The sequence below is a fragment of the Streptomyces sp. NPDC104367 genome (genome assembly GCF_055583825.1).
In genome coordinates, this window is record NZ_JBVJND010000041.1 from 48439 (window position 1) to 68558 (window position 20120).

Below are 20120 nucleotides of genomic sequence, written 5' to 3' on the forward strand. Positions count from 1 at the left end.
ATCCGTTTCATCCCGCAAAACGAGAACCGAAGGTCGGCCGACAAAAAAAGTCGAGGCCGTCCGGATATCGGACGGCCTCGACGGGGTCGGTCGGTGACGCTCAGTGGTTGCGCGGGAAGCCCAGGTCGACGCCGGCCGGGGCCTCGGACGGGTCGGGCCAGCGGGTCGTGACGACCTTGCCGCGGGTGTAGAAGTGCGTGCCGTCGTTGCCGTAGATGTGGTGGTCGCCGAAGAGCGAGTCCTTCCAGCCGCCGAAGGAGTGGTAGCCGACGGGGACCGGGATCGGGACGTTCACGCCGACCATGCCGGCCTCGACCTCCAGCTGGAAGCGGCGGGCCGCGCCGCCGTCCCGGGTGAAGATCGCGGTGCCGTTGCCGAACGGCGAGGCGTTCATGAGGGCGATGCCCTCCTCGTACGTGTCCACGCGCAGCACGCAGAGCACCGGGCCGAAGATCTCGTCCTGGTACGCCTTCGCGGTCGTGGGCACCTTGTCGAGCAGCGAGATGCCGATCCAGTGACCGTCCTCGAAGCCCTCCACCGTGTAGCCGGTGCCGTCCAGGACGACCTCGCAGCCCTCGGCGGCGGCACCGGTGACGTAGGAGGCCACCTTGTCGCGGTGCACGGCCGTGATGAGCGGGCCCATCTCGGAGGCGGGGTCGTTGCCGGGGCCGATCTTGATCTTCTCGGCGCGCTCGCGGATCTTCTCCACCAGCTCGTCGGCGATCGAGCCGACCGCGACGACGGCCGAGATGGCCATGCAGCGCTCGCCCGCGGAGCCGTAGGCGGCGGAGACGGCCGCGTCGGCCGCCGCGTCCAGGTCGGCGTCGGGGAGGACCAGCATGTGGTTCTTGGCGCCGCCCAGGGCCTGCACGCGCTTGCCGTTGGCGGAGGCGGTGGTGTGGATGTGGCGGGCGATCGGGGTCGAGCCGACGAAGGAGACGGCCTTGACGTCCGGGTGCTCCAGGAGGCGGTCCACGGCCACCTTGTCGCCGTGGACGACGTTGAAGACGCCGTCGGGCAGGCCTGCCTCGGCCAGCAGCTCGGCGATCTTGACGGAGGCCGACGGGTCCTTCTCGGACGGCTTCAGCACGAAGGTGTTGCCGCACGCGATGGCGATCGGGAACATCCACATCGGGACCATCGCCGGGAAGTTGAACGGCGTGATGCCGGCGACGACACCGAGCGGCTGGCGGATCGAGGAGACGTCCACGCGGGTCGCGACCTGCGTCGACAGCTCGCCCTTCAGCTGCACGGTGATACCGCAGGCCAGGTCCACGATCTCCAGGCCGCGGGCGACCTCGCCGAGCGCGTCGCTGTGCACCTTGCCGTGCTCGGCGGTGATCAGCTCGGCGATGGCGTCGCGGTTGGCGTCGAGCAGCGCGCGGAACCGGAAGAGGATCTCGGTGCGCTTGGCCAGCGAGGACTGGCCCCAGGACAGGTAGGCGTCCTTGGCGGTGGCGACCGCGGCGTCGACCTCCTCGACCGACGCGAACGCGACCTTGGTGGTGACCGCGCCGGTGGCCGGGTCGGTGACCGGCCCGAAGTTGCCCGACGTGCCGTCGACGGACTTGCCGCCGATCCAGTGGTTGACGATCTTCGTCATGACCGGTTGCTCCTTCACAGATGACGGCGTCGGGTCGAGACGTGCCGTTCGTACAGCTCTCGTGCCTTGACCGCGGACGTGCGGGTCGCGGTCTCGGCCACAGGTACATCCCACCAGGCCTGCGCCGGAGGCGGGCCCGACACAGTGTCGGCCGTTTCGGTCTCCACGTAGACACATGTGGGAGTGTCGGCGGCCCGCGCCTCGGCGAGTGCCGTGCGCAGGTCCCGGACGGTCTTCGCGCGCAGGACGCGCATGCCGAGGCTGGCCGCGTTGGCGGCGAGGTCGACGGGCAGCGGGGCGCCCGTGAGCGTGCCCTCGGGCGAGGGGAGGCGGTACGCGGTACCGAACCGCTCGCCGCCCACCGACTCGGACAGGCCGCCGATGGAGGCGTAGCCGTGGTTCTGCACCAGCAGCACCTTGATCGCTATGCCCTCCTGGACGGCGGTGACCAGCTCGGTCGGCATCATCAGATACGTGCCGTCGCCGACCAGCGCCCATACGGTGCGCTCGGGGGCGGCGAGTTTCACCCCGATGGCGGCCGGGATCTCGTAGCCCATGCACGAGTACCCGTACTCCAGGTGGTACTGGTCGTGCGACCGGGTCCGCCAGAGCCTGTGCAGGTCGCCGGGGAGGGAGCCGGCCGCGTTGACGATCACGTCGGACTCGTCGGCGAGGGCGTCCAGGACGCCGAGGACCTGGGGCTGGGTGGGGCGGACGTCCGGCTCGTCGGCCTCGTAGCAGGCGTCGACGCGCTGCTCCCAGCGCTCCTTGTCCTCGGTGTACTCGGCGGCGTAGGAGTCGCTCACCGTGTGGCCGTGCATCACCAGCGCCTCGGTGAGTTCGGCGAGGCCGCCCCGGGCGTCGGCGACCAGCGGCAGGCCGGCGAGCTTGTGACCGTCGTGGGGCGCGATGTTGAGGTTGAGGAAGCGGACGTCCGGGTTCTCGAAGAGGGTGCCGGAGGCCGTGGTGAAGTCGGTGTAGCGGGTGCCGACGCCGATCACCAGGTCGGCGGTGCGGGCGAGTTCGTCGGCGGTGGCGGTGCCGGTGTGGCCGACGCCGCCGACGTCCTGCGGGTGGTCCCAGCGCAGCGAGCCCTTGCCAGCCTGGGTGGAGGCGACGGGGATGCGGGTGGCCTCGGCGAACTCGGCGAGCACGGCCTCGGCGCGGCTGTGGTGGACGCCGCCGCCGGCGATGACCAGCGGCCGGCGGGCGTCCCTGACCGCCCGTACGGCGGCGGCGAGCTCTACGGGGTCGGCGCCCGGCCGCCGTACCGTCCACACCCGGTCGGCGAAGAACTCCTCGGGCCAGTCGTACGCCTCGGCCTGGACGTCCTGCGGGAGGGCGAGGGTCACGGCGCCGGTCTCGACGGGGTCGGTGAGTACCCGCACGGCGGCGAGGGCGGAGGGGATCAGCTGCTCGGGGCGGGTGATCCGGTCGAAGAAGCGGGAGACCGGGCGCAGGGTGTCGTTGACGGACACGTCGGCCGCGTGCGGGACCTCCAGCTGCTGGAGGACGGGGTCGGCGGGGCGGGCCGCGAAGACGTCGCCGGGGAGCAGGAGGACCGGGAGGTGGTTGACCGTGGCGAGGGCGGCGCCGGTGACCAGGTTGGTGGCGCCCGGGCCGATCGAGGTGGTGACGGCGTGCGTGGAGAGACGGTTCGACTGACGCGCGTAGCCGACCGCCGCGTGCACCATGGCCTGCTCGTTGCGGCCCTGGTGGTACGGCATGCGGTCCGCGTACTCGACGAGCGCCTGGCCGATCCCGGCCACGTTGCCGTGGCCGAAGATGCCCCAGGTGGCGCCGACGAGACGGCGGCGCTCGCCGTCCCGTTCGGTGTACTGGGCGGCGAGGAAGCGGACGAGCGCCTGCGCGACGGTCAGCCGAATCGTCATCGGTAACCCTCCAGATGGTCCGGGTGGAAGCAGATCCGCCACTCCCGCGTCGCACCCGGCCCCGCCATGACGTTCAGGTAGTACATGTCGTGCCCGGGCTGCGCGATCGACGGGCCGTGCCATCCGTCGGGAACGAGCACGGCGTCGCCGGAGCGGACCTCGGCGAGGACGTCCGTACCGCCCTCACGGGAGGGGAATACGCGCTGGTACCCGAAACCGTTCGGTCCGTCGATCTCGAAGTAGTAGATCTCCTCCAGCTCCGACTCCTCGCCGGGCCGGTGCTCGTCGTGCTTGTGCGGCGGGTACGAGGACCAGTTGCCTCCGGGGGTGATCACCTCGACGGCGATCAGCTTGTCGCAGTCGAAGGAGTCCGCGGAGGCGAAGTTGCGCACCCGGCGGGCACTGGTGCCGCTGCCGCGGTCTTCGACGGGGACCTCCGGCGCGGGGCCGTAGCGGGCGGGGAGTTGTCGCTCGCACTTCGCTCCTGCCAGGGCGAAGCGGCCTCCCGCGCCGGAGGCGATCTGGACCTGGGCGTCCCGGGGCACGTACGCGAAGTCCGAGACTCCGCTGAACACGCTCTCCCGGCCCAGGATCTGGAACTCGGTTCCCTCTGTTCGCACCGTACAACCGCCCTGTAGCGGAAGTACGATCCACTCGCTGTCCCCGGTGGTGAACAAATGCGTTCCACCAGGGGGCAGTTCGACGATCCGAAGGCTGCTGTGCGCCCAACCGGCCCGCTCGGGGTCGATGTCGAGCTCGTACTGGGCGGTCGCGGTCGACCCCTTGCTCAGGTGCAGCTCGCCGGTCGTCATCATGGCCTCACAGCAGTCCTACGGCGGTGTCCACGGCGGCGGCCACGTCGCCGTCCGCCGGGTACAGCAGTGAGCGGCCGACCACCAGGCCGCGCACGGTGGGGAGTCGCAGGGCGCTGCGCCACTTCTCGTAGACGCCGTCCTGTTCCTCGACGGAGCCGCCGACCTCACCGCCCAGCAGCACCGCGGGGAGCGTGGACGTCTCCATGACCTGGGCCATGTCGTCGGGGTCGTCCGTCACCGGCACCTTGAGCCAGGTGTAGGCCGAACTCCCGCCCAGGCCCGAGGCGATGGCGATGGACCTGGTGACCGCCTCCGGGGACAGATCGTTCCTGACCCTGCCCTCGGGGGTGCGGCGGCTGATGAACGGCTCGACGAAGACCGGCAGCCGGCGCGCGGCCATGTCGTCGATGGCGCGGGCGGTGGACTCCAGGGTGGTCAGCGAGCCCGGGTCGTCGTAGTCGATGCGCAGCAGCAGCTTGCCGGCGTCGAACCCGAGGCGCTGTATGTCCTCGCCGCGGTGGCCGGTGAAGCGGTCGTCGAGCTCGAAGGAGGCGCCCTGGAGACCGCCGCGGTTCATCGAGCCCATGACGACCTTGTGGTCGAGGACGCCGAGGAGGAGCAGGTCGTCGAGGATGTCGGCGGTGGCGAGGACACCGTCGACACCGGGCCGGGACAGCGCCAGGCACAGCCGTTCCAGCAGGTCGGCGCGGTTGGCCATGGCGAGCTTGTCGCCGCCGGCGCCGAGGGCGCCGCGGGCCGGGTGGTCGGCCGCGACGATCATCAGCCTGCCGTCCTCGTTGAGGAGCGGGCGGCGGGCGCGGCGGGCGGCCGCCTCGGCGATGGCCTCGGGGTGGTGGGTGCGGGTGCGGACGAGGGCGGAGACGTCCACGTCGGGCCGCTTGACGGGGGCGCCGGCGCCCCCGTCGGGGTGCGCGCCGGTGACGCGGCCGGCCCTCACAGCACCGCTCCGGCGGCGATGGCGGCGGCGATCTCCTCGCCGGTCGGCATGGCGGACGAGCACTCCAGGCGGGAGGCCACGATGGCGCCGGCCGCGTTGGCGTGCCGCATGGTCTTCTCCAGGTCCCAGCCTTCGAGGAGGCCGTTGACGAGGGAGCCGCCGAAGGCGTCGCCGGCGCCGAGTCCGTTGAGGACCTCGACGGGCAGCGGCGGGACCTCGGCCGAGTCGCCGTCGCGGCTGACGGCGAGGACGCCCTTGGGCCCCTGCTTGACCACGGCGATCTCGACACCGGCGTCCAGCAGCGCCTGGGCGGCGGCCCGCGGCTCGCGCACACCGGTGGCGACCTCGACCTCGTCGAGGTTTCCGACGGCGACGGTGGTGTGCTTGAGGGCCTCGGCGTAGAAGGGGCGGGCGGCCTCGGGGTCCTGCCAGAACATGGGGCGCCAGTCGAGGTCGAAGACGGTCGTCCCGGCCTTGGCGCGGTGGGCGAGGGCCGCGAGGGTCGCCGTACGGCTGGGCTCCTCGCTCAGGCCGGTGCCGGTGATCCAGAAGACGCGGGCCTCCCGGACGGCGTCGAGGTCCAGTTCGTGGGCGTCGATCTCCAGGTCGGGGGCCTTGGGCTGCCGGTAGAAGTAGAGCGGGAAGTCGTCCGGCGGGAAGATCTCGCAGAACGTCACCGGGGTGTTCAGGCCGGCGACCGGGGTGACCCAGCGGTCGTCGACGCCGAAGCCCCTCAGGGCCTCGTGGAGGTAGGCGCCGAAGGCGTCCTCGCCGGTGCGGGTGATGACGGCGGTGCTGCGGCCGAGCCGGGCGGCCGCCACGGCCACGTTCGTCGCCGACCCGCCGAGGAACTTGCCGAAGGACGACACCTGGGCGAGCGGGACACCGGTCTGGAGCGGATACAGGTCCACCCCGATCCGCCCCATGGTGATCAGGTCGTACGCCATCGGCTTCCCTTCGTCACGGCTCTCCCGATGGTTTGTAGTCCTGGACAGGAGGTCGTGTCAATGCTTTGTCCGGACATTCGGACGAGAGGGGGCACAGAGAGCGGGTACACCTGCGCCTCAGCCGTGTCACAAACACCCCCCTTCTGTCACACATGTCGCATGTGCGCGGACTCCTGGTCACACCCGGTCGACAGCCCCTGGCCCACCGTCACGCTCCGTCGTTCACCGGGGACAGGCTTGGTGATCGCCAGCGCAGCGCCCGGCTCCCCCGCCGACCGTCCCCGGTCGCCGCCGTGGTGCGCGCAGGGAGGTGCGGCTCATGACCGACCGAAGGCTCTGGTCCTACAAGGAGATCGCGGCACACATCCGGGTGCAGCCCGACACCGTCCGCTCCTACCGCAAGCACGGACTGCTTCCGCCGCCCGACCACGTCGAGGGCGGCAAGCCCTTCTGGTACGCCGACACGGTCCGCGCCTGGGTCGCGTCGAGACCGGGCAACCGGGGGCGCAAGGACTTCTGAGCCGCCCCTCGCCCGTCCCGTACGGTGCCCCGCCCGCCGTGGGCGGGGCACGGACGTGTCAGGCCCACGGCTCGACGACCGTGACCCCCGCTCCCGGGGCCGTACCCATCGCCGCCAGCGCCCGCGGGACGGCGTCCAGGGTGATCGTCGAGGTCACCAGGCGGTCCGGGCGCAGGGTGCCGGCGCGGACCAGTTCGAGCAGGGCGGGGTAGGTGTGGGCGGCCATGCCGTGGCTGCCGAGCAGTTCCAGCTCCAGGGCGATGGCGCGGGCCATGGGCACCGGGGTGTTGCCGTCCGGGGACGGCAGCAGGCCGACCTGGACATGACGGCCGCGGCGGCGCAGGGAGCCGACCGAGGCGGCGGCGGTGGCCGGCGAGCCCAGGGCGTCCAGGGAGAGATGGGCGCCGCCGGAGGTCAGCTCGCGGACCGCGGCGGCCGGGTCGCCGGTCTCGGCCGCGTTCACGCGGTGGGCGGCGCCGAACTCCCTCGCCAGGTCCAGGGCGCCCGGGGACACGTCGACGGCCACGACCCCGGCGCCCGCCGCGGCCGCGATCATCACCGCCGACAGCCCCACACCGCCGCACCCGTACACCGACACCCACTCCCCCGCCGCGAGCCGGCCCTGCTGCACCACCGCGCGGAACGCGGTCGCGAAGCGGCAGCCGAGGGAGGCGGCGGTGGCGTACGACATGCCCTCCGGGATCGCCACCAGGTTCACGTCGGCGTGGTCCAGGGCCACGTACTGGGCGAACGAACCCCAGTGGGTGAAGCCGGGCTGCGTCTGGCGTTCGCAGACCTGCTGGTCGCCGGCCGCGCAGGACGGGCAGCCGCCGCAGGCGCAGACGAAGGGGACGGTGACCCGGTCGCCGGGGTGCCAGCCGGTCACCCCGGCGCCGACCTCCTCGATCACTCCGGCGAGCTCATGGCCCGGCACGTGCGGGAGGGTGATGTCCGGGTCGTGCCCCATCCAGCCGTGCCAGTCGCTCCGGCAGAGGCCGGTGGCCTCCACGCGGACGACCACACCGTGGGGGGCCGGGCGGGGGTCGGGGACGTCGCGTACCTCGGCGGGGGTGCCGTAGTGGTCGATGACGACGGCTCGCATGCGCATTCCTCTCGGATGACTCCGGGCAGGTTAGGCGCTGCGGCCGGGTCGCACACCGACCGTCGGCTGCGGCCGGTCGCGCTCACCCGGCGGCAGCCGGGACACCGGATTCGCTCCCGGCCCCCTGGCGGGGCGCGTCCCCCTCGGCCTCGCCCTCGGCCTCCCTCTCTCCTTCGGCCTCCCCCGCGCCCTCGGTCTTCCCCGCGCCCTCGCCCTCGCTCAGGCCGAACCGTTCGTGGAAGCGGCGCAGCGGTGCCGGGGCCCACCAGGTGGCCTTGCCCGTCAGGCGCATGATCGCCGGGACCAGGAGGCTGCGGACGACCATCGCGTCCATCAGGACCGCGAGGGCGATGCCCAGGCCGAGCATCTTGGTGTTGGTGACCCTGGAGGTGCCGATCGCGACCATCACCACCGCGAGGATGACCGCCGCCGCGGTGATCAGGCCGCCGGTGCGCTGGAGGCCGAGGCGCACCGCGTTCTCGTGGTCGCCGGTCCTGTCGTACTCCTCCTTGATGCGGGAGAGCAGGAACACGCCGTAGTCCATGGAGAGGCCGAAGGCCACGCAGAACATCAGGACGGGGAGCGTGGTCTCGATCGAGCCGGGGCTGGTGAAGCCGAGCGGGCCGGAGAGGTGGCCGTCCTGGAAGACCCAGACGATCGCGCCGAACATCGCGGTGAGGCTGAGGGCGTTCAGCAGGACCGCCTGGACCGGGATCAGCACGCTGCCGGTGAGCAGGAAGACCAGCAGCAGGGTGACGATCGCGATGAAGGCCGCGGCCCAGGGCAGGCGTTCGGCTATCGCGTGCTTGGTGTCGACCAGGACGGCCGCGGTCCCGGTGACCTTGGTGTCGAAGGGGGCGGACAGTGCGCGCACCTCGCCGACCAGGCGCTGGGCGCCGTCGTCGACCGACTCGCCCTCGGGCTGCACCGTGAAGTACGCCGCGTCACCCGCGACCAGGGGTCCGGTGATCCCGGCGACCCCGGGCAGCTCCGCCACCCGCTGCTTGTAAGCGGCGTACTGCGCCGTGGTCGCGCCGCCCTCGGCCAGGACCTCCAGGGCGCCGCCGGGGTTGCCCGGGAAGCCCTCGCGGATGTGCTGCTGGACGACGTGGGACTCGGCGCCGGCGGGGAGCTGGCGGTCGTCCGCGGTGCCGAACCTGACGCCGGTGAAGGGCAGGCCGAGGACGATCAGGAGGGCGGTGGTGCCGACCGCGAAGAGCGGGGCCCGGCGCATGACGAGGGCCGCGGTGCGGGCCCAGGCCGTGCCCTCGGCGCCGGAGTCCCTCGACTCCCGGCCCCTGCGCCAGAGCCTGCGCAGGTCGAGGGAGTTGACCCGGTGGCCGAGCAGGATCAGCGCGGCCGGGAGGAGGATCAGCGCGGCCGCGGCGGCCAGCAGGACGACCGCTATGCCGGCGTAGGCGAAGGAGCGCAGGAAGTACTGGGGGAAGACGAGCATCGCCGCCAGCGAGACCGCGACCGTCAGGGCCGAGAAGAGGACCGTGCGGCCCGCGGTGCGCAGGGTGGTGCCGACGGCCGTCAACGGGTCGGCGCCGGCGGACAGTTCCTCGCGGTAGCGGCGGACGATGAAGAGCGCGTAGTCGACGGCGAGGCCCAGGCCCAGGGCCGTGGTGAGGTTCATCGCGAAGACGGAGACGTCGGTGAAGGACGTGAGGCCGCGCAGGACGGCGTTGGTGCCGAGGATGGCGACGATGCCGATGCCCAGCGGGAGCAGGGCGGCGATCGCGCTGCCGAAGACCATCACCAGCAGGACCAGGGTGATGGGCAGGGCGATCAGCTCGGCGCGGGCCAGGTCCTCCTTGATGATCGTCTGCATGTCGTGGCGGACGGCCACCATGCCGCCGATCCTGACCGTGACCGGGCCCTGGGCACCGCGGTAGTGCGGGGCGATGCGGTCCAGGGTGTCGGCCGCGGTCTTCTCGTCGCCCGTGATGTGCGCGGCGATCAGGGCCTCGTGGCCGTCCTCGGCGCGCAGGGCCGGTGACCCGGTCGCCCAGTAGGAGCCGACGCCCGTGATCCCCTTCTCCCCGGACAGGCGGGCGGACAGGGACTTCGCCCGCGCCGCCACCGCCGGGGTGTCCACCGAGGCGCCGCCCGCGTCCACCAGGAGCAGCAGGTTGGGCTGGGAGTCCGGGAACTCCCGTTCCAGCGCCTTCGTCGCGTACGTGGACTCCGCGGCCGGGTCCTCCCAGCCGCCGCTGCCCAGCCGGTCCGCGACACCGCTGCCCGCCAGGACGGCGAGCGCGGTGACCACGAGGGCGAGCAGCAGCGAGAGCCTCGGCCGGGCGGTCACGAACCGGGTCCAGCCCCCGGCCCGGACCTCTGCCCGGGTCGCCGTGGGCCTGTCGACTTCGGTCATCCTGCGGTGTCCCCTTCACCGGGACCACTGCCGCCGAGTACGCATTCGCTTCGCGCGCACGGCAGCATGGGTCGGTCATTGCCATCTAGACTGGCAAACACGAGAGATCGCTCGCGTTTCACCAGAATGCGAGCGGCCACTCGTGTTTGTCAATCGCGTCCGGAGAGCTGGGGACAACACGTGCCCGACAAACCCGACAAGCCCGAGAAGCCGGCGACGCCCGAGGACACGGGCAAGGAGCAGCCGCGCCGTCGGCAGGCGCGCGGCGAGCGGCGCATCCAGCAGCTGCTCGAAGCCGCCGCCTCGGTCTTCTGCGCCACGGGCTACACGGCCGCCAGCACCAACGCCATCGCCCGCGAGGCCGGCGTCTCCCCCGGCACGCTCTACCAGTTCTTCCCGAACAAGGAAGCGATCGCGATCGAGCTGGGCAGCCGGCTCACCCACGAGATGCGCACCGCCTACGGCGAGGCGCTCGCGCCGGTCGACCCCGCCACCCCGCTCACGGAGGCGGTCGGCGCCGCCGTGGACCGCTTCATGGCGTTCAACACCGAGCACCCCGTCTTCTACACGCTCATGCACGGCCCGGACATGCCCGGCGGGGTCACCGAGGCCCACGACACCCTGCACACGACCATGATCGGCCGGATCGAGGACCTGCTCGCCTCGTTCCTGCCGCCCGAGACCCCCCGGGCCGACGTCGCGCGCACCGCGCACGTCTGCCTCGGCGTCTACAAGGCGGGCCTCGAACTCGCCCTCGGCCACGAGGGCGCCGAGCGCCAGGCGTACGTCCAGGAGACCAAGAACGTACTGATCCGCTACCTCGACCCGCTGGTCGGCCACCGCCTCGGACAGCCCGCGGACTGAGCACGCCCCCGGAAAAGCACCGTCACGCACCGTCACGCACCGCCGCCACCTGGCGGCCACTCCCCCGGGCGCCCCGGACTGCGACATGCGACGCATATGCCTAAAGTGCGGGTAAATCGACCCGGTACGGCAAGCGCCACACCGCGCCCGCAGGAGCACGAGGGGACCCGACGTGACGTACTCTCCGCCGCCCGGCCGGCCGCAGGCCCGCATCCCGGGTCCGTTGCAGCCGCCACCGCCGTATCCGCGCATCCGTCCGGGCCTGTGGAAGCGCTGCCTCGGCGGCGGGCTCGTCCTGTGGGCGCTGACCGCCGCGGTCACGTACGCGACGCGGAACACCACGCTGCTGCCGACGCTGATCCTGCTCGGAGGCTTCCTCGTCCCGGTCGTCTTCGTGCTGTGGGCGTACGAGCGGCACGGCCGCGACATCGGCGTCAGCGCCATCCTCGGCTGCTTCCTGACCGGCGGCACGCTCGGGGTGCTCGGCGCCTCGGTGATGGAGTTCTACCTGGTCCGCCCCTCCTGGGCGGTGTTCGTGTCCGTCGGGCTGATCGAGGAGGCCGCGAAGCTCGGCGCGCTGGCGTTCGTGCTGCGCCGGCTGCCCGGGATCCAGGGCATCCGGGCCGGACTGGTGCTCGGCGCCGCCGTCGGCTTCGGCTTCGCGGCCCTGGAGAGCTCCGGGTACGCCTTCGACGCGGCCGTCTCCACCGAGGACGTCGACCTGCGCGCGCTGATCGAGACGGAGATCCTGCGCGAGGTGCTCGCCCCCTTCGGACACGGCCTGTGGACGGCCGTCGCCGGCGGCGCCCTGCTCGCCTGCCGCCGCCCGAACGGCCGCTTCCGGCTCACCGCGCCCGTCGTCGGCACGTACCTCGGCGTCGCCCTGCTGCACGCCCTGTGGGACTCCACGCACGGCGTCGCGGTCTGGCTGGTGACCCGCCTGACCGACGGCGGGCCGGACCGGCGGCTGTTCGCCGAGGGCTACATCCCGCGCCCCACCTCGGCACAGGAGCATCTGCTCACCCTGTTCTCGGTCGGCCTGCTGGTGCCGGTCTCGCTCCTCGGCATCGCCTGGGTGCGCTCGCTGGCACGCCGCGACCCCTCTTGGAGAAATACCCCCTAGGGGTATAGTCTGACCAGAGTGGGGCTCTCTCGTGGGCCCCATCGGCCCCACCCGCCTCGACCACCCGCCTCGACCACCCGCTCGACGAGGAGAACGACATGACCGCCCAGACCGACACCCAGGATTCCGTCACCGCCGTCTACAAGGTGACCGGGATGAGCTGCGGGCACTGCGAGGGTTCCGTCTCCGGGGAGATCTCCCAGCTCCCCGGCGTCAGCTCGGTGCAGGCCGTCGCGGCCAGCGGCGAGGTCACGGTCGTCTCCGCCGCCCCGCTCGACGAGGCGGCGGTCCGCGCCGCCGTCGACGAGGCGGGCTTCGAGCTCGCCGGCCGCGTCTGAGCACGGGGGACGCGAGCGGTACGAGCAGCGCGAGTACCACGAGCCGTACACGTACGACCGAACCGAAACTCTCCGCCGGGCCGTACCGACCAGCTCATACTGGATCCGTACGGTCCGGTCCGTCGTCTGGAGTCCGGACATGACCAGCACCACCACCGCACAGACGCCGATAGCCCCGGCAGCGCCGACCGAGGCCGCCGAGGTCGAGCTGCTGATCGGCGGGATGACCTGCGCCTCCTGCGCCGCCCGGGTCGAGAAGAAGCTCAACCGGATGGACGGCGTCACCGCCACCGTGAACTACGCGACCGAGAAGGCGAAGGTCACCTACGCCGGCGGGGTCGCGGTCGCCGACCTGATCGCCACGGTCGAGAGGACCGGGTACACGGCCGAGGAACCCGCGCCGCCGGAGCCGGCGGAGCAGGCCGGGCCCGAGCCCGGCCACGACCCCGAACTCGCCGCGCTCCGCCAACGGCTGCTGGTCTCCGTCCTGCTCGCCGCGCCGGTCGTCCTGCTCGCCATGGTCCCGGCGCTCCAGTTCGACAACTGGCAGTGGCTGTCGCTGACCCTGGCCGCGCCGGTGGTCGTCTGGGGCGGCCGGCCGTTCCACCGGGCCGCCTGGACCAACGCCCGGCACGGCGCGGCCACCATGGACACGCTGGTCTCGGTCGGCACGCTGGCCGCGTTCGGCTGGTCGCTGTGGGCCCTGTTCCTCGGCGACGCGGGCACGGCCGGGATGCACGACGAGTTCCGGTTCACGGTCTCGCGGGCGGACGGCGCGTCCAGCGTCTACCTGGAGGTGGCCGCCGGGGTCGTCGCGCTGATCCTGCTCGGCCGCTATCTGGAGGCGCGCTCCAAGCGCCGCGCCGGGGCCGCGCTGCGGGCGCTGATGGAGCTGGGCGCGAAGGACGTGGCGGTGCTGCGGGGCGGCCGCGAGGTGCGGGTCCCGGTGGCGTCGCTGGCCGTCGGGGACCGGTTCGTCGTACGGCCCGGCGAGAAGGTCGCGACCGACGGGACGGTCGTGGAGGGCACGTCGGCGGTGGACGCGTCGATGCTGACCGGCGAGTCGGTGCCGGTGGACGTGACCGCCGGCGACGCGGTCACCGGCGCGACCGTCAACGCCGGGGGCCGGCTGGTGGTCGAGGCCACCCGGATCGGCGCGGACACCCAGCTGGCGCGGATGGCGAGGCTGGTGGAGGAGGCGCAGAACGGCAAGGCCGAGGTGCAGCGGCTCGCCGACCGGATCTCGGCGGTGTTCGTACCCGTCGTCATCCTGATCGCGCTCGCCACCTTCGGGGTCTGGCTCGGCGTCACCGGGGACACGGCCGCCGCGTTCACGGCCGCCGTCGCCGTCCTGATCATCGCCTGCCCGTGCGCCCTGGGCCTGGCCACGCCGACCGCGCTGATGGTCGGCACCGGGCGCGGCGCGCAGCTGGGCATCCTGATCAAGGGCCCGGAGGTGCTGGAGTCCACGCGGCGCGTGGACACCGTGGTGCTGGACAAGACGGGCACGGTCACCACCGGGCGGATGAGCCTCCAGGAGGTGTACGTCGCCGAGGGCGCCGACGAGGACGAGCTGCTGCGGCTGGCGGGCGCCCTCGAACACGCCTCCGAGCATCCGGTCGCCAGGGCGATCGCCGCGGGGGCCGGGGCGCGGGTCGGGGAACTGCCCGCGGTCGAGCACTTCGAGAACGTCCCCGGGCGGGGCGTACGCGGGCGCGTGGCGGGCCGCGAGGTGGCCGTGGGGCGGCTGTTCGACGTGGTTCCGCAGGAGCTGGCCGAGGCTCGCTCGCGGGCCGAGCGGGAGGGCCGTACGGCCGTGCTGGCCGGCTGGGACGGGGTGGCCCGGGGGGTCCTCGGCGTCGCCGACACGGTGAAGGAGTCCAGTGCGGAGGCGGTGCGCGAGCTGCGCGCGCTCGGGCTGACGCCGGTGCTGCTGACCGGGGACAACCGGGCGGTGGCCGAGACGGTGGCCCGGGCGGTCGGGATCGACGAGGTGATCGCCGAGGTACTGCCCGAGGAAAAGGTGGACGTCGTACGGCGGCTGCGGGAGCAGGGGCGGACGGTCGCCATGGTCGGCGACGGCGTCAACGACGCGGCCGCGCTGGCCGCCGCCGATCTGGGACTGGCGATGGGCACCGGGACGGACGCGGCGATCGAGGCCGGCGACCTGACCCTGGTGCGCGGGGACCTGCGGGTGGCGGCGGACGCGATCCGGCTGTCCCGGCGGACCCTCGCCACCATCAAGGGCAACCTCGTGTGGGCCTTCGGCTACAACGTGGCCGCGCTGCCGCTGGCCGCGGCCGGACTGCTCAACCCGATGATCGCGGGGGCCGCGATGGCCTTCTCGTCGGTCTTCGTGGTGACCAACAGCCTTCGGCTGCGCACCTTCCGCTGAAGTTACCGGCGGTTCGGCCCAGCTGATGCAAGAGTCCCCCTAGAGTCCAACGCGCACCTCACATAAGCTCTTCACAAGGCTCGCGCATCATCCTTACGCTTGAGCTCCGATCGCCATATCGGGGCTCTTGCGCATCTATCGGACAGATGCAAGAGACGCAGATCACAGTGATGTGAACGTAACCATCGAAGGGGTTCGAAGGTCTAAGTTGGCGATGTCAGAGAAGCGTCTTGGGGGGCGCTGACCTGGCATCTGGGGATGTCTTGGGGGACTTCCTCAGAGATGCGTTGCCGGGGCACGTGCGACGGGAAGCTTTGAGCGGCCCTCCCGTGCGGTACGGGTCCCGGCAGATCGCACCGCATCACTGGAGCACGACGTAGCCACCACTACGACATGGTGACTGCGACATGTAGTACGGCGAGTTCGCTCGCCGTACTCAAAGCAGCGATTCAGGCGCTGCCGCACCGAACGCCCGGCCGGATCCCGTGGGGGGAATCCGCACCGGGACACGGGAAGGCGCCCTGGTCGCCGGCCCGTGGGGGGACCGGCGCTCCAGGGCGCCTTCTGCTATGCCCGTGCGGTCAGCCGCGCGCTCAGCGCTCCTCGACCGGAACGAAGTCGCGCTCGACGACGCCCGTGTAGATCTGGCGCGGGCGGCCGATACGGGAACCCGGCTCCTTGATCATTTCCTGCCACTGGGCGATCCAGCCCGGCAGCCGGCCGAGGGCGAACAGGACCGTGAACATCTCGGTCGGGAAGCCCATGGCCCGGTAGATCAGACCGGTGTAGAAGTCGACGTTCGGGTAGAGGTTGCGCGAGACGAAGTAGTCGTCGGAGAGCGCGTGCTCCTCCAGCTTCAGCGCGATGTCCAGCAGCTCGTCGGACTTGCCGAGGGCCGAGAGGACGTCGTGCGCCGCCGCCTTGATGATCTTGGCGCGCGGGTCGAAGGACTTGTACACCCGGTGGCCGAAGCCCATCAGGCGGACGCCGTCCTCCTTGTTCTTCACCTTGCGGATGAAGGAGTCGACGTCGCCGCCGTTGGCCTGGATGCCCTCCAGCATCTCCAGGACGGACTGGTTGGCGCCGCCGTGCAGCGGGCCCCAGAGCGCGGAGATGCCGGCCGAGATCGAGGCGAACATGTTCGCCTGGGAGGAGCCGACCAGACGGACCGTCGACGTCGAACAGTTCTGCTCGTGGTCCGCGTGCAGGATCAGCAGCTTGTCCAGGGCCGAGACGACGACCGGGTCCAGCTCGTAGTCCTGCGCCGGCACCGAGAACGTCATGCGCAGGAAGTTCTCCACGTAGGAGAGGTCGTTGCGCGGGTAGACGAACGGGTGGCCGACCGACTTCTTGTACGCGTACGCGGCGATCGTCGGAAGCTTGGCGAGCAGACGGATGGTGGAGAGGTCGCGCTGCTTCGCGTCGAAGGGGTTGTGGCTGTCCTGGTAGAAGGTGGACAGCGCCGAGACGACCGACGACAGCATGGCCATCGGGTGGGCGTCGCGCGGGAAGCCCCGGTAGAAGTTCTTGACGTCCTCGTGCAGCAGGGTGTGCCGCGTGATCTCGTTCTTGAACGTGGTGAGCTCGTCCACGGTCGGCAGCTCACCGTTGATCAGCAGGTAGGCCACCTCCAGGAAGGTGGAGCGCTCGGCCAGCTGCTCGATGGGGTAGCCGCGGTAGCGGAGGATGCCCGCCTCACCGTCGAGGTAGGTGACGGCGGATTTGTATGCGGCGGTGTTGCCGTATCCGCTGTCCAGGGTCACGAGACCGGTCTGGGCGCGGAGCTTCCCGATGTCGAAGCCCTTGTCGCCGACGGTGCTGTCGACCACCGGGTAGGTGTACTCGCCGTCGCCGTACCGCAGTACTACAGAGTTGTCGCTCACGTCATCCCTCACCGACGTTGTGCCTCTTCTTCGAGGTGCCCTGACTGTCTCTACCATCCCCCATTTGGCGCAGGAGAGTGCACTCGGGGTCGACCATTGGGCCTATCGACGGCACTCAGTGCCGTCAACTTGCTCATCCTGCCCCCTTGTTTCCCCATCTGGAAGTCCCTTGTGACCTTCACGACTCATTTGATCGATCATTTTTCTGGATACCACCGCGCGTGAGCCTGAAGTCCAGCGCCGTGCAGCGCCGACCTGCCGACACCGTGCGCACCGCCTGACCGATCGCCTTGCGCGAACCGACCAGGACGACCAGCTGCTTGGCCCGCGTGACCGCGGTGTAGAGGAGGTTGCGCTGGAGCATCATCCACGCGCCCGTGGTGACCGGGATCACGACCGCGGGATATTCACTTCCCTGTGAACGGTGGATGGTCACCGCGTAGGCATGGGCGAGTTCGTCCAGTTCGTCGAAGTCGTACGGCACCTCCTCGTCCTCGTCGGTCAGTACGGTGAGGCGCTGGTCGACCGGGTCGAGCGAGGTGACCACGCCCACGGTGCCGTTGAAGACGCCGTTCTCGCCCTTGTCGTAGTTGTTGCGGATCTGGGTCACCTTGTCGCCGACCCGGAAGACCCGCCCGCCGAACCGCTTCTCGGGCAGGTCGGGGCGGGCGGGGGTGACGGCCTGCTGGAGCAGGCCGTTGAGCACGCCGGCCCCGGCCGGCCCCCGGTGCATGGGCGCGAGCACCTGGACGTCCCGGCGCGGGTCGAGCCCGAACCTGGCCGGAATGCGACGGGCGGCGACGTCCACGGTGAGCCGCCCGGCGTCCTCCGTCTCGTCCTCCACGAAGAGGAAGAAGTCCTTCATGCCGTCGGTGACCGGATGCTGCCCCGCGTTGATCCGGTGCGCGTTGGTCACCACCCCCGACTGCTGGGCCTGCCGGAAGACCCGGGTGAGCCGGACGGCGGGCACCGGACTGTCCTCGACGAGCAGGTCGCGCAGCACCTCGCCGGCCCCGACGCTGGGCAGCTGGTCGACGTCCCCGACGAAGAGGAGGTGCGCGCCGGGCGGTACGGCCTTGACGAGCTTGTTGGCGAGCAGCAGGTCGAGCATCGACGCCTCGTCGACCACCACCAGGTCGGCGTCCAGCGGCCGGTCCCGGTCGTAGGCCGCGTCCCCGCCGGGCTTCAGCTCCAGCAGCCGGTGCACGGTCGACGCCTCGGCACCGGTCAGCTCCGCGAGGCGCTTGGCGGCGCGTCCGGTGGGGGCGGCGAGCACCACCTTGGCCTTCTTCGCCCGCGCCAGCTCCACGATCGACCGCACGGTGAACGACTTGCCGCAGCCGGGGCCGCCCGTCAGCACGGCGACCTTCTCGGTCAGCGCCAGCCGGACGGCGGCCTCCTGCTCGGGCGCGAGGTCGGCGCCGGTACGGTCCTTCAGCCAGGCCAGCGCCTTGTCCCAGGCGACGTCCCGGAACCCCGGCATCCGGTCGTCGCCGGTCCGCAGCAGCCGCAACAGCTGCGAGGCGAGGGCGACTTCGGCGCGGTGGAAGGGGACGAGGTAGACGGCGGTGACGGGCTCGGCGTCGGGGGTGGAACCGGGCAGCCGCTCCCGCACGACACCGGGGCCCTCCCCCTCCGCCGGCTCCGCGGCCAGCTCCGCGAGGCAGTCGATGACCAGCCCCGTGTCCACCTGGAGCAGCTTGACCGCGTCCGCGATGAGCCGCTCCTCGGGGAGATAGCAGTTGCCCTGGTCGGCGGATTGCGACAGCGCGTACTGGAGCCCCGCCTTCACCCGCTCCGGGCTGTCGTGCGGGATCCCCACCGACTGGGCGATCTTGTCGGCGGTCAGGAACCCGATGCCCCAGACGTCGGCGGCGAGCCGGTACGGCTGGTTCTTCACGACGGAGATCGAGGCGTCGCCGTACTTCTTGTAGATCCGCACGGCGATCGACGTCGACACCTCGACGGTCTGGAGGAAGAGCATGACCTCCTTGATCGCCTTCTGCTCCTCCCAGGCGTCGGCGATCTTCTTCGTGCGCTTCGGCCCGAGCCCGGGCACCTCGACCAGCCGCTTCGGCTCCTCCTCGATGATCCGGAGGGTGTCCACGCCGAAGTGCTGGGTGATCCGGTCGGCGAACACCGGCCCGATGCCCTTGACGAGCCCCGAGCCGAGGTACCGCCGCATCCCCTGCACGGTCGCCGGCAGCACGGTCGTGTAGTTCTCCACGGTGAACTGCTTGCCGTACTGGGGATGCGAGCCCCACAGCCCCTCCAGCCGCAGCGACTCCCCCACCTGGGCGCCGAGCAGTGCGCCGACGACCGTGAGCAGATCGCCGGCGCCCCGTCCCGTGTCCACCCGGGCGACCGTATAGCCGTTCTCCTCGTTGGCGTACGTAATACGTTCGAGCACACCTTCGACGATGGCGAGCCGCCGCTCACCTGTGGGGTTCCCCGCCTGTTGAGCCATGGTCCGACGGTACTGGTGCGGACTGACAGGCGGGGCGGGGGTACGGGTTCCGGTGCCGGTCAGCCGAGGGCCAGCTTGGCGTACCAGGTGCTGTTGGCGCTGACGACCCTGGTGGCGGCGCCGATCGAAGCGCTGCCGCCGGCGTACACGTCGACACTCCCGTCGCTGTTGAGGGCCCAGATGTCCGGTATGTCATCGCCTGTGACATCGGGGGTGCCGTAGAAGTGAAGGGTCGGTTTCACGCTCTCGGTCCAGCCCGTGGCGTAGGTCGTGTCGGTGCCGGTGAGGGAACCCGCCGCGCTCGCGAGCGACGCGATGCTGGAGCCCCCGCCGCTGTCCGCGACGCCGTAACGGACGTACAGGTTCCCGGACGAGCCCGAACGCCAGAGCAGGTCGGGTTCGCCGTCGGCGTTGTGGTCACCGACGCTCACCAGGTCACGTGCGGCCCACGCGGTGGCGGAGAGCTGTGTGGCGGCCGAGAACGTCGCCCCCGTGTATCCGCTGAAGGCCCACAGGGCGCCACCGCTGGTGGTGACGAACAGGTCGGGACGGCCGTCGAGGTTGTAGTCACCGAGGATCACCTGGGTGAAGCCGGCCGGATCGGGGGCCCCCGAGGGCAACCGGATCGCCATGCGCCGGGCGACGTCCACGCTTCCGTAGCCGTCACCCCGGTAGGCGTACAGCTTGCCGTCGGGCATACGGGCGATCAGGTCGGTGACACCGTCGCCGGGCAGCAGGTCACCGCCGTGGGCGATGAGCGCCGGGGAACCGTCGGTGGCCGACATCCAGTACCCGCTCTCGTCGTTGCCGACCAGCGGCACCCCCGCGCGATGTGC

At 71.5% G+C, this 20120-nt stretch carries 15 protein-coding genes; 5 read left to right on the plus strand and 10 right to left on the minus strand.

Translation table 11 applies throughout. The features are described from left to right. Positions 1-100: 100 nt before the first annotated feature. The 5 genes from mmsA to iolC all read right to left on the minus strand — a co-directional run bounded on the left by mmsA (position 101) and on the right by iolC (position 6215). Positions 101-1603: a CoA-acylating methylmalonate-semialdehyde dehydrogenase gene (gene mmsA, locus ACZ619_RS39955; protein WP_469610130.1), complete on the minus strand. Its 1503-nt coding sequence runs from the start codon at positions 1601-1603 to the stop codon at positions 101-103. Positions 1604-1617: 14 nt separating this feature from the next. Next, positions 1618-3495 (minus strand): 3D-(3,5/4)-trihydroxycyclohexane-1,2-dione acylhydrolase (decyclizing), encoded by a 1878-nt coding sequence (gene iolD / locus ACZ619_RS39960; RefSeq protein WP_469610132.1) that lies wholly within the window; start codon positions 3493-3495, stop codon positions 1618-1620. Continuing rightward, complete coding sequence (iolB, locus tag ACZ619_RS39965; RefSeq protein WP_469610181.1) at positions 3492-4307, minus strand: 5-deoxy-glucuronate isomerase; 816 nt, start codon at positions 4305-4307, stop codon at positions 3492-3494. The genes iolD and iolB overlap by 4 nt, the downstream gene beginning before the upstream one ends. Before the next feature lie 7 nt (positions 4308-4314). Continuing rightward, entirely contained in the window at positions 4315-5199 is an 885-nt protein-coding gene (locus ACZ619_RS39970; RefSeq protein ID WP_469610183.1) for a Cgl0159 family (beta/alpha)8-fold protein, read from the minus strand. A gap of 65 nt (positions 5200-5264) precedes the next feature. Next, the gene (gene iolC, locus ACZ619_RS39975) at positions 5265-6215 is read right to left on the minus strand and encodes a 5-dehydro-2-deoxygluconokinase (protein ID WP_469610135.1); all 951 of its coding nucleotides are present in this window, start codon (positions 6213-6215) and stop codon (positions 5265-5267) included. Between the two features lie 319 nt (positions 6216-6534). On the opposite strand from iolC, the gene ACZ619_RS39980 reads away from it, so the two are divergent. After that, on the plus strand, positions 6535-6735 hold the full coding sequence (locus ACZ619_RS39980) for a helix-turn-helix transcriptional regulator (protein WP_469610136.1): 201 nt from the start codon (positions 6535-6537) through the stop codon (positions 6733-6735). 58 nt (positions 6736-6793) lie between these two features. Here the strand turns inward: ACZ619_RS39980 and ACZ619_RS39985 are convergent, their stop codons facing one another. Both ACZ619_RS39985 and ACZ619_RS39990 read right to left on the minus strand, forming a co-directional pair. Next, positions 6794-7837: a zinc-dependent alcohol dehydrogenase family protein gene (locus ACZ619_RS39985; RefSeq protein WP_469610139.1), complete on the minus strand. Its 1044-nt coding sequence runs from the start codon at positions 7835-7837 to the stop codon at positions 6794-6796. Between the two features lie 82 nt (positions 7838-7919). Further along, positions 7920-10214: an MMPL family transporter gene (locus tag ACZ619_RS39990; protein WP_469610141.1), complete on the minus strand. Its 2295-nt coding sequence runs from the start codon at positions 10212-10214 to the stop codon at positions 7920-7922. A gap of 126 nt (positions 10215-10340) precedes the next feature. On the opposite strand from ACZ619_RS39990, the gene ACZ619_RS39995 reads away from it, so the two are divergent. From ACZ619_RS39995 to ACZ619_RS40010, 4 genes are all read left to right on the plus strand, one after another. After that, entirely contained in the window at positions 10341-11078 is a 738-nt protein-coding gene (locus ACZ619_RS39995; RefSeq protein ID WP_469610143.1) for a TetR/AcrR family transcriptional regulator, read from the plus strand. Between the two features lie 172 nt (positions 11079-11250). Then, on the plus strand, positions 11251-12201 hold the full coding sequence (locus ACZ619_RS40000) for a PrsW family intramembrane metalloprotease (RefSeq protein ID WP_469610145.1): 951 nt from the start codon (positions 11251-11253) through the stop codon (positions 12199-12201). Between the two features lie 98 nt (positions 12202-12299). After that, entirely contained in the window at positions 12300-12539 is a 240-nt protein-coding gene (locus tag ACZ619_RS40005; RefSeq protein ID WP_469610148.1) for a heavy-metal-associated domain-containing protein, read from the plus strand. A 139-nt stretch (positions 12540-12678) separates the two neighbouring features. Further along, positions 12679-14934 carry a heavy metal translocating P-type ATPase gene (locus ACZ619_RS40010; protein WP_469610151.1) on the plus strand — a complete coding sequence of 752 codons (2256 nt, stop codon included), beginning with the start codon at positions 12679-12681 and terminating at the stop codon, positions 14932-14934. Positions 14935-15527: 593 nt separating this feature from the next. Here the strand turns inward: ACZ619_RS40010 and ACZ619_RS40015 are convergent. From ACZ619_RS40015 to ACZ619_RS40025, 3 genes are all read right to left on the minus strand, one after another. Then, positions 15528-16817, minus strand: a complete 1290-nt coding sequence (locus tag ACZ619_RS40015) for a citrate synthase (RefSeq protein ID WP_469610154.1) — start codon at positions 16815-16817, stop codon at positions 15528-15530. A gap of 178 nt (positions 16818-16995) precedes the next feature. After that, entirely contained in the window at positions 16996-19284 is a 2289-nt protein-coding gene (gene recD2 / locus ACZ619_RS40020; RefSeq protein ID WP_469610157.1) for an SF1B family DNA helicase RecD2, read from the minus strand. Between the two features lie 59 nt (positions 19285-19343). Then, positions 19344-20105, minus strand: coding sequence for an FG-GAP repeat domain-containing protein (locus ACZ619_RS40025; protein ID WP_469610160.1), 762 nt, complete (start codon positions 20103-20105; stop codon positions 19344-19346). Positions 20106-20120 lie beyond the last annotated feature (15 nt).

Excerpts from the sequence above, each read along its gene's own strand:
- iolC (WP_469610135.1), bottom strand. The coding sequence starts at position 6,215 with ATGGCGTACGACCTGATCACCATGGGGCGGATCGGGGTGGACCTGTAT.
- ACZ619_RS39980 (WP_469610136.1), top strand. The coding sequence starts at position 6,535 with ATGACCGACCGAAGGCTCTGGTCCTACAAGGAGATCGCGGCACACATC.
- recD2 (WP_469610157.1), bottom strand. The coding sequence starts at position 19,284 with ATGGCTCAACAGGCGGGGAACCCCACAGGTGAGCGGCGGCTCGCCATC.
- ACZ619_RS40005 (WP_469610148.1), top strand. The coding sequence starts at position 12,300 with ATGACCGCCCAGACCGACACCCAGGATTCCGTCACCGCCGTCTACAAG.
- ACZ619_RS39990 (WP_469610141.1), bottom strand. The coding sequence starts at position 10,214 with ATGACCGAAGTCGACAGGCCCACGGCGACCCGGGCAGAGGTCCGGGCC.
- ACZ619_RS40010 (WP_469610151.1), top strand. The coding sequence starts at position 12,679 with ATGACCAGCACCACCACCGCACAGACGCCGATAGCCCCGGCAGCGCCG.
- ACZ619_RS39985 (WP_469610139.1), bottom strand. The coding sequence starts at position 7,837 with ATGCGAGCCGTCGTCATCGACCACTACGGCACCCCCGCCGAGGTACGC.
- iolB (WP_469610181.1), bottom strand. The coding sequence starts at position 4,307 with ATGACGACCGGCGAGCTGCACCTGAGCAAGGGGTCGACCGCGACCGCC.
- mmsA (WP_469610130.1), bottom strand. The coding sequence starts at position 1,603 with ATGACGAAGATCGTCAACCACTGGATCGGCGGCAAGTCCGTCGACGGC.
- ACZ619_RS39995 (WP_469610143.1), top strand. The coding sequence starts at position 10,341 with ATGCGAGCGGCCACTCGTGTTTGTCAATCGCGTCCGGAGAGCTGGGGA.
- iolD (WP_469610132.1), bottom strand. The coding sequence starts at position 3,495 with ATGACGATTCGGCTGACCGTCGCGCAGGCGCTCGTCCGCTTCCTCGCC.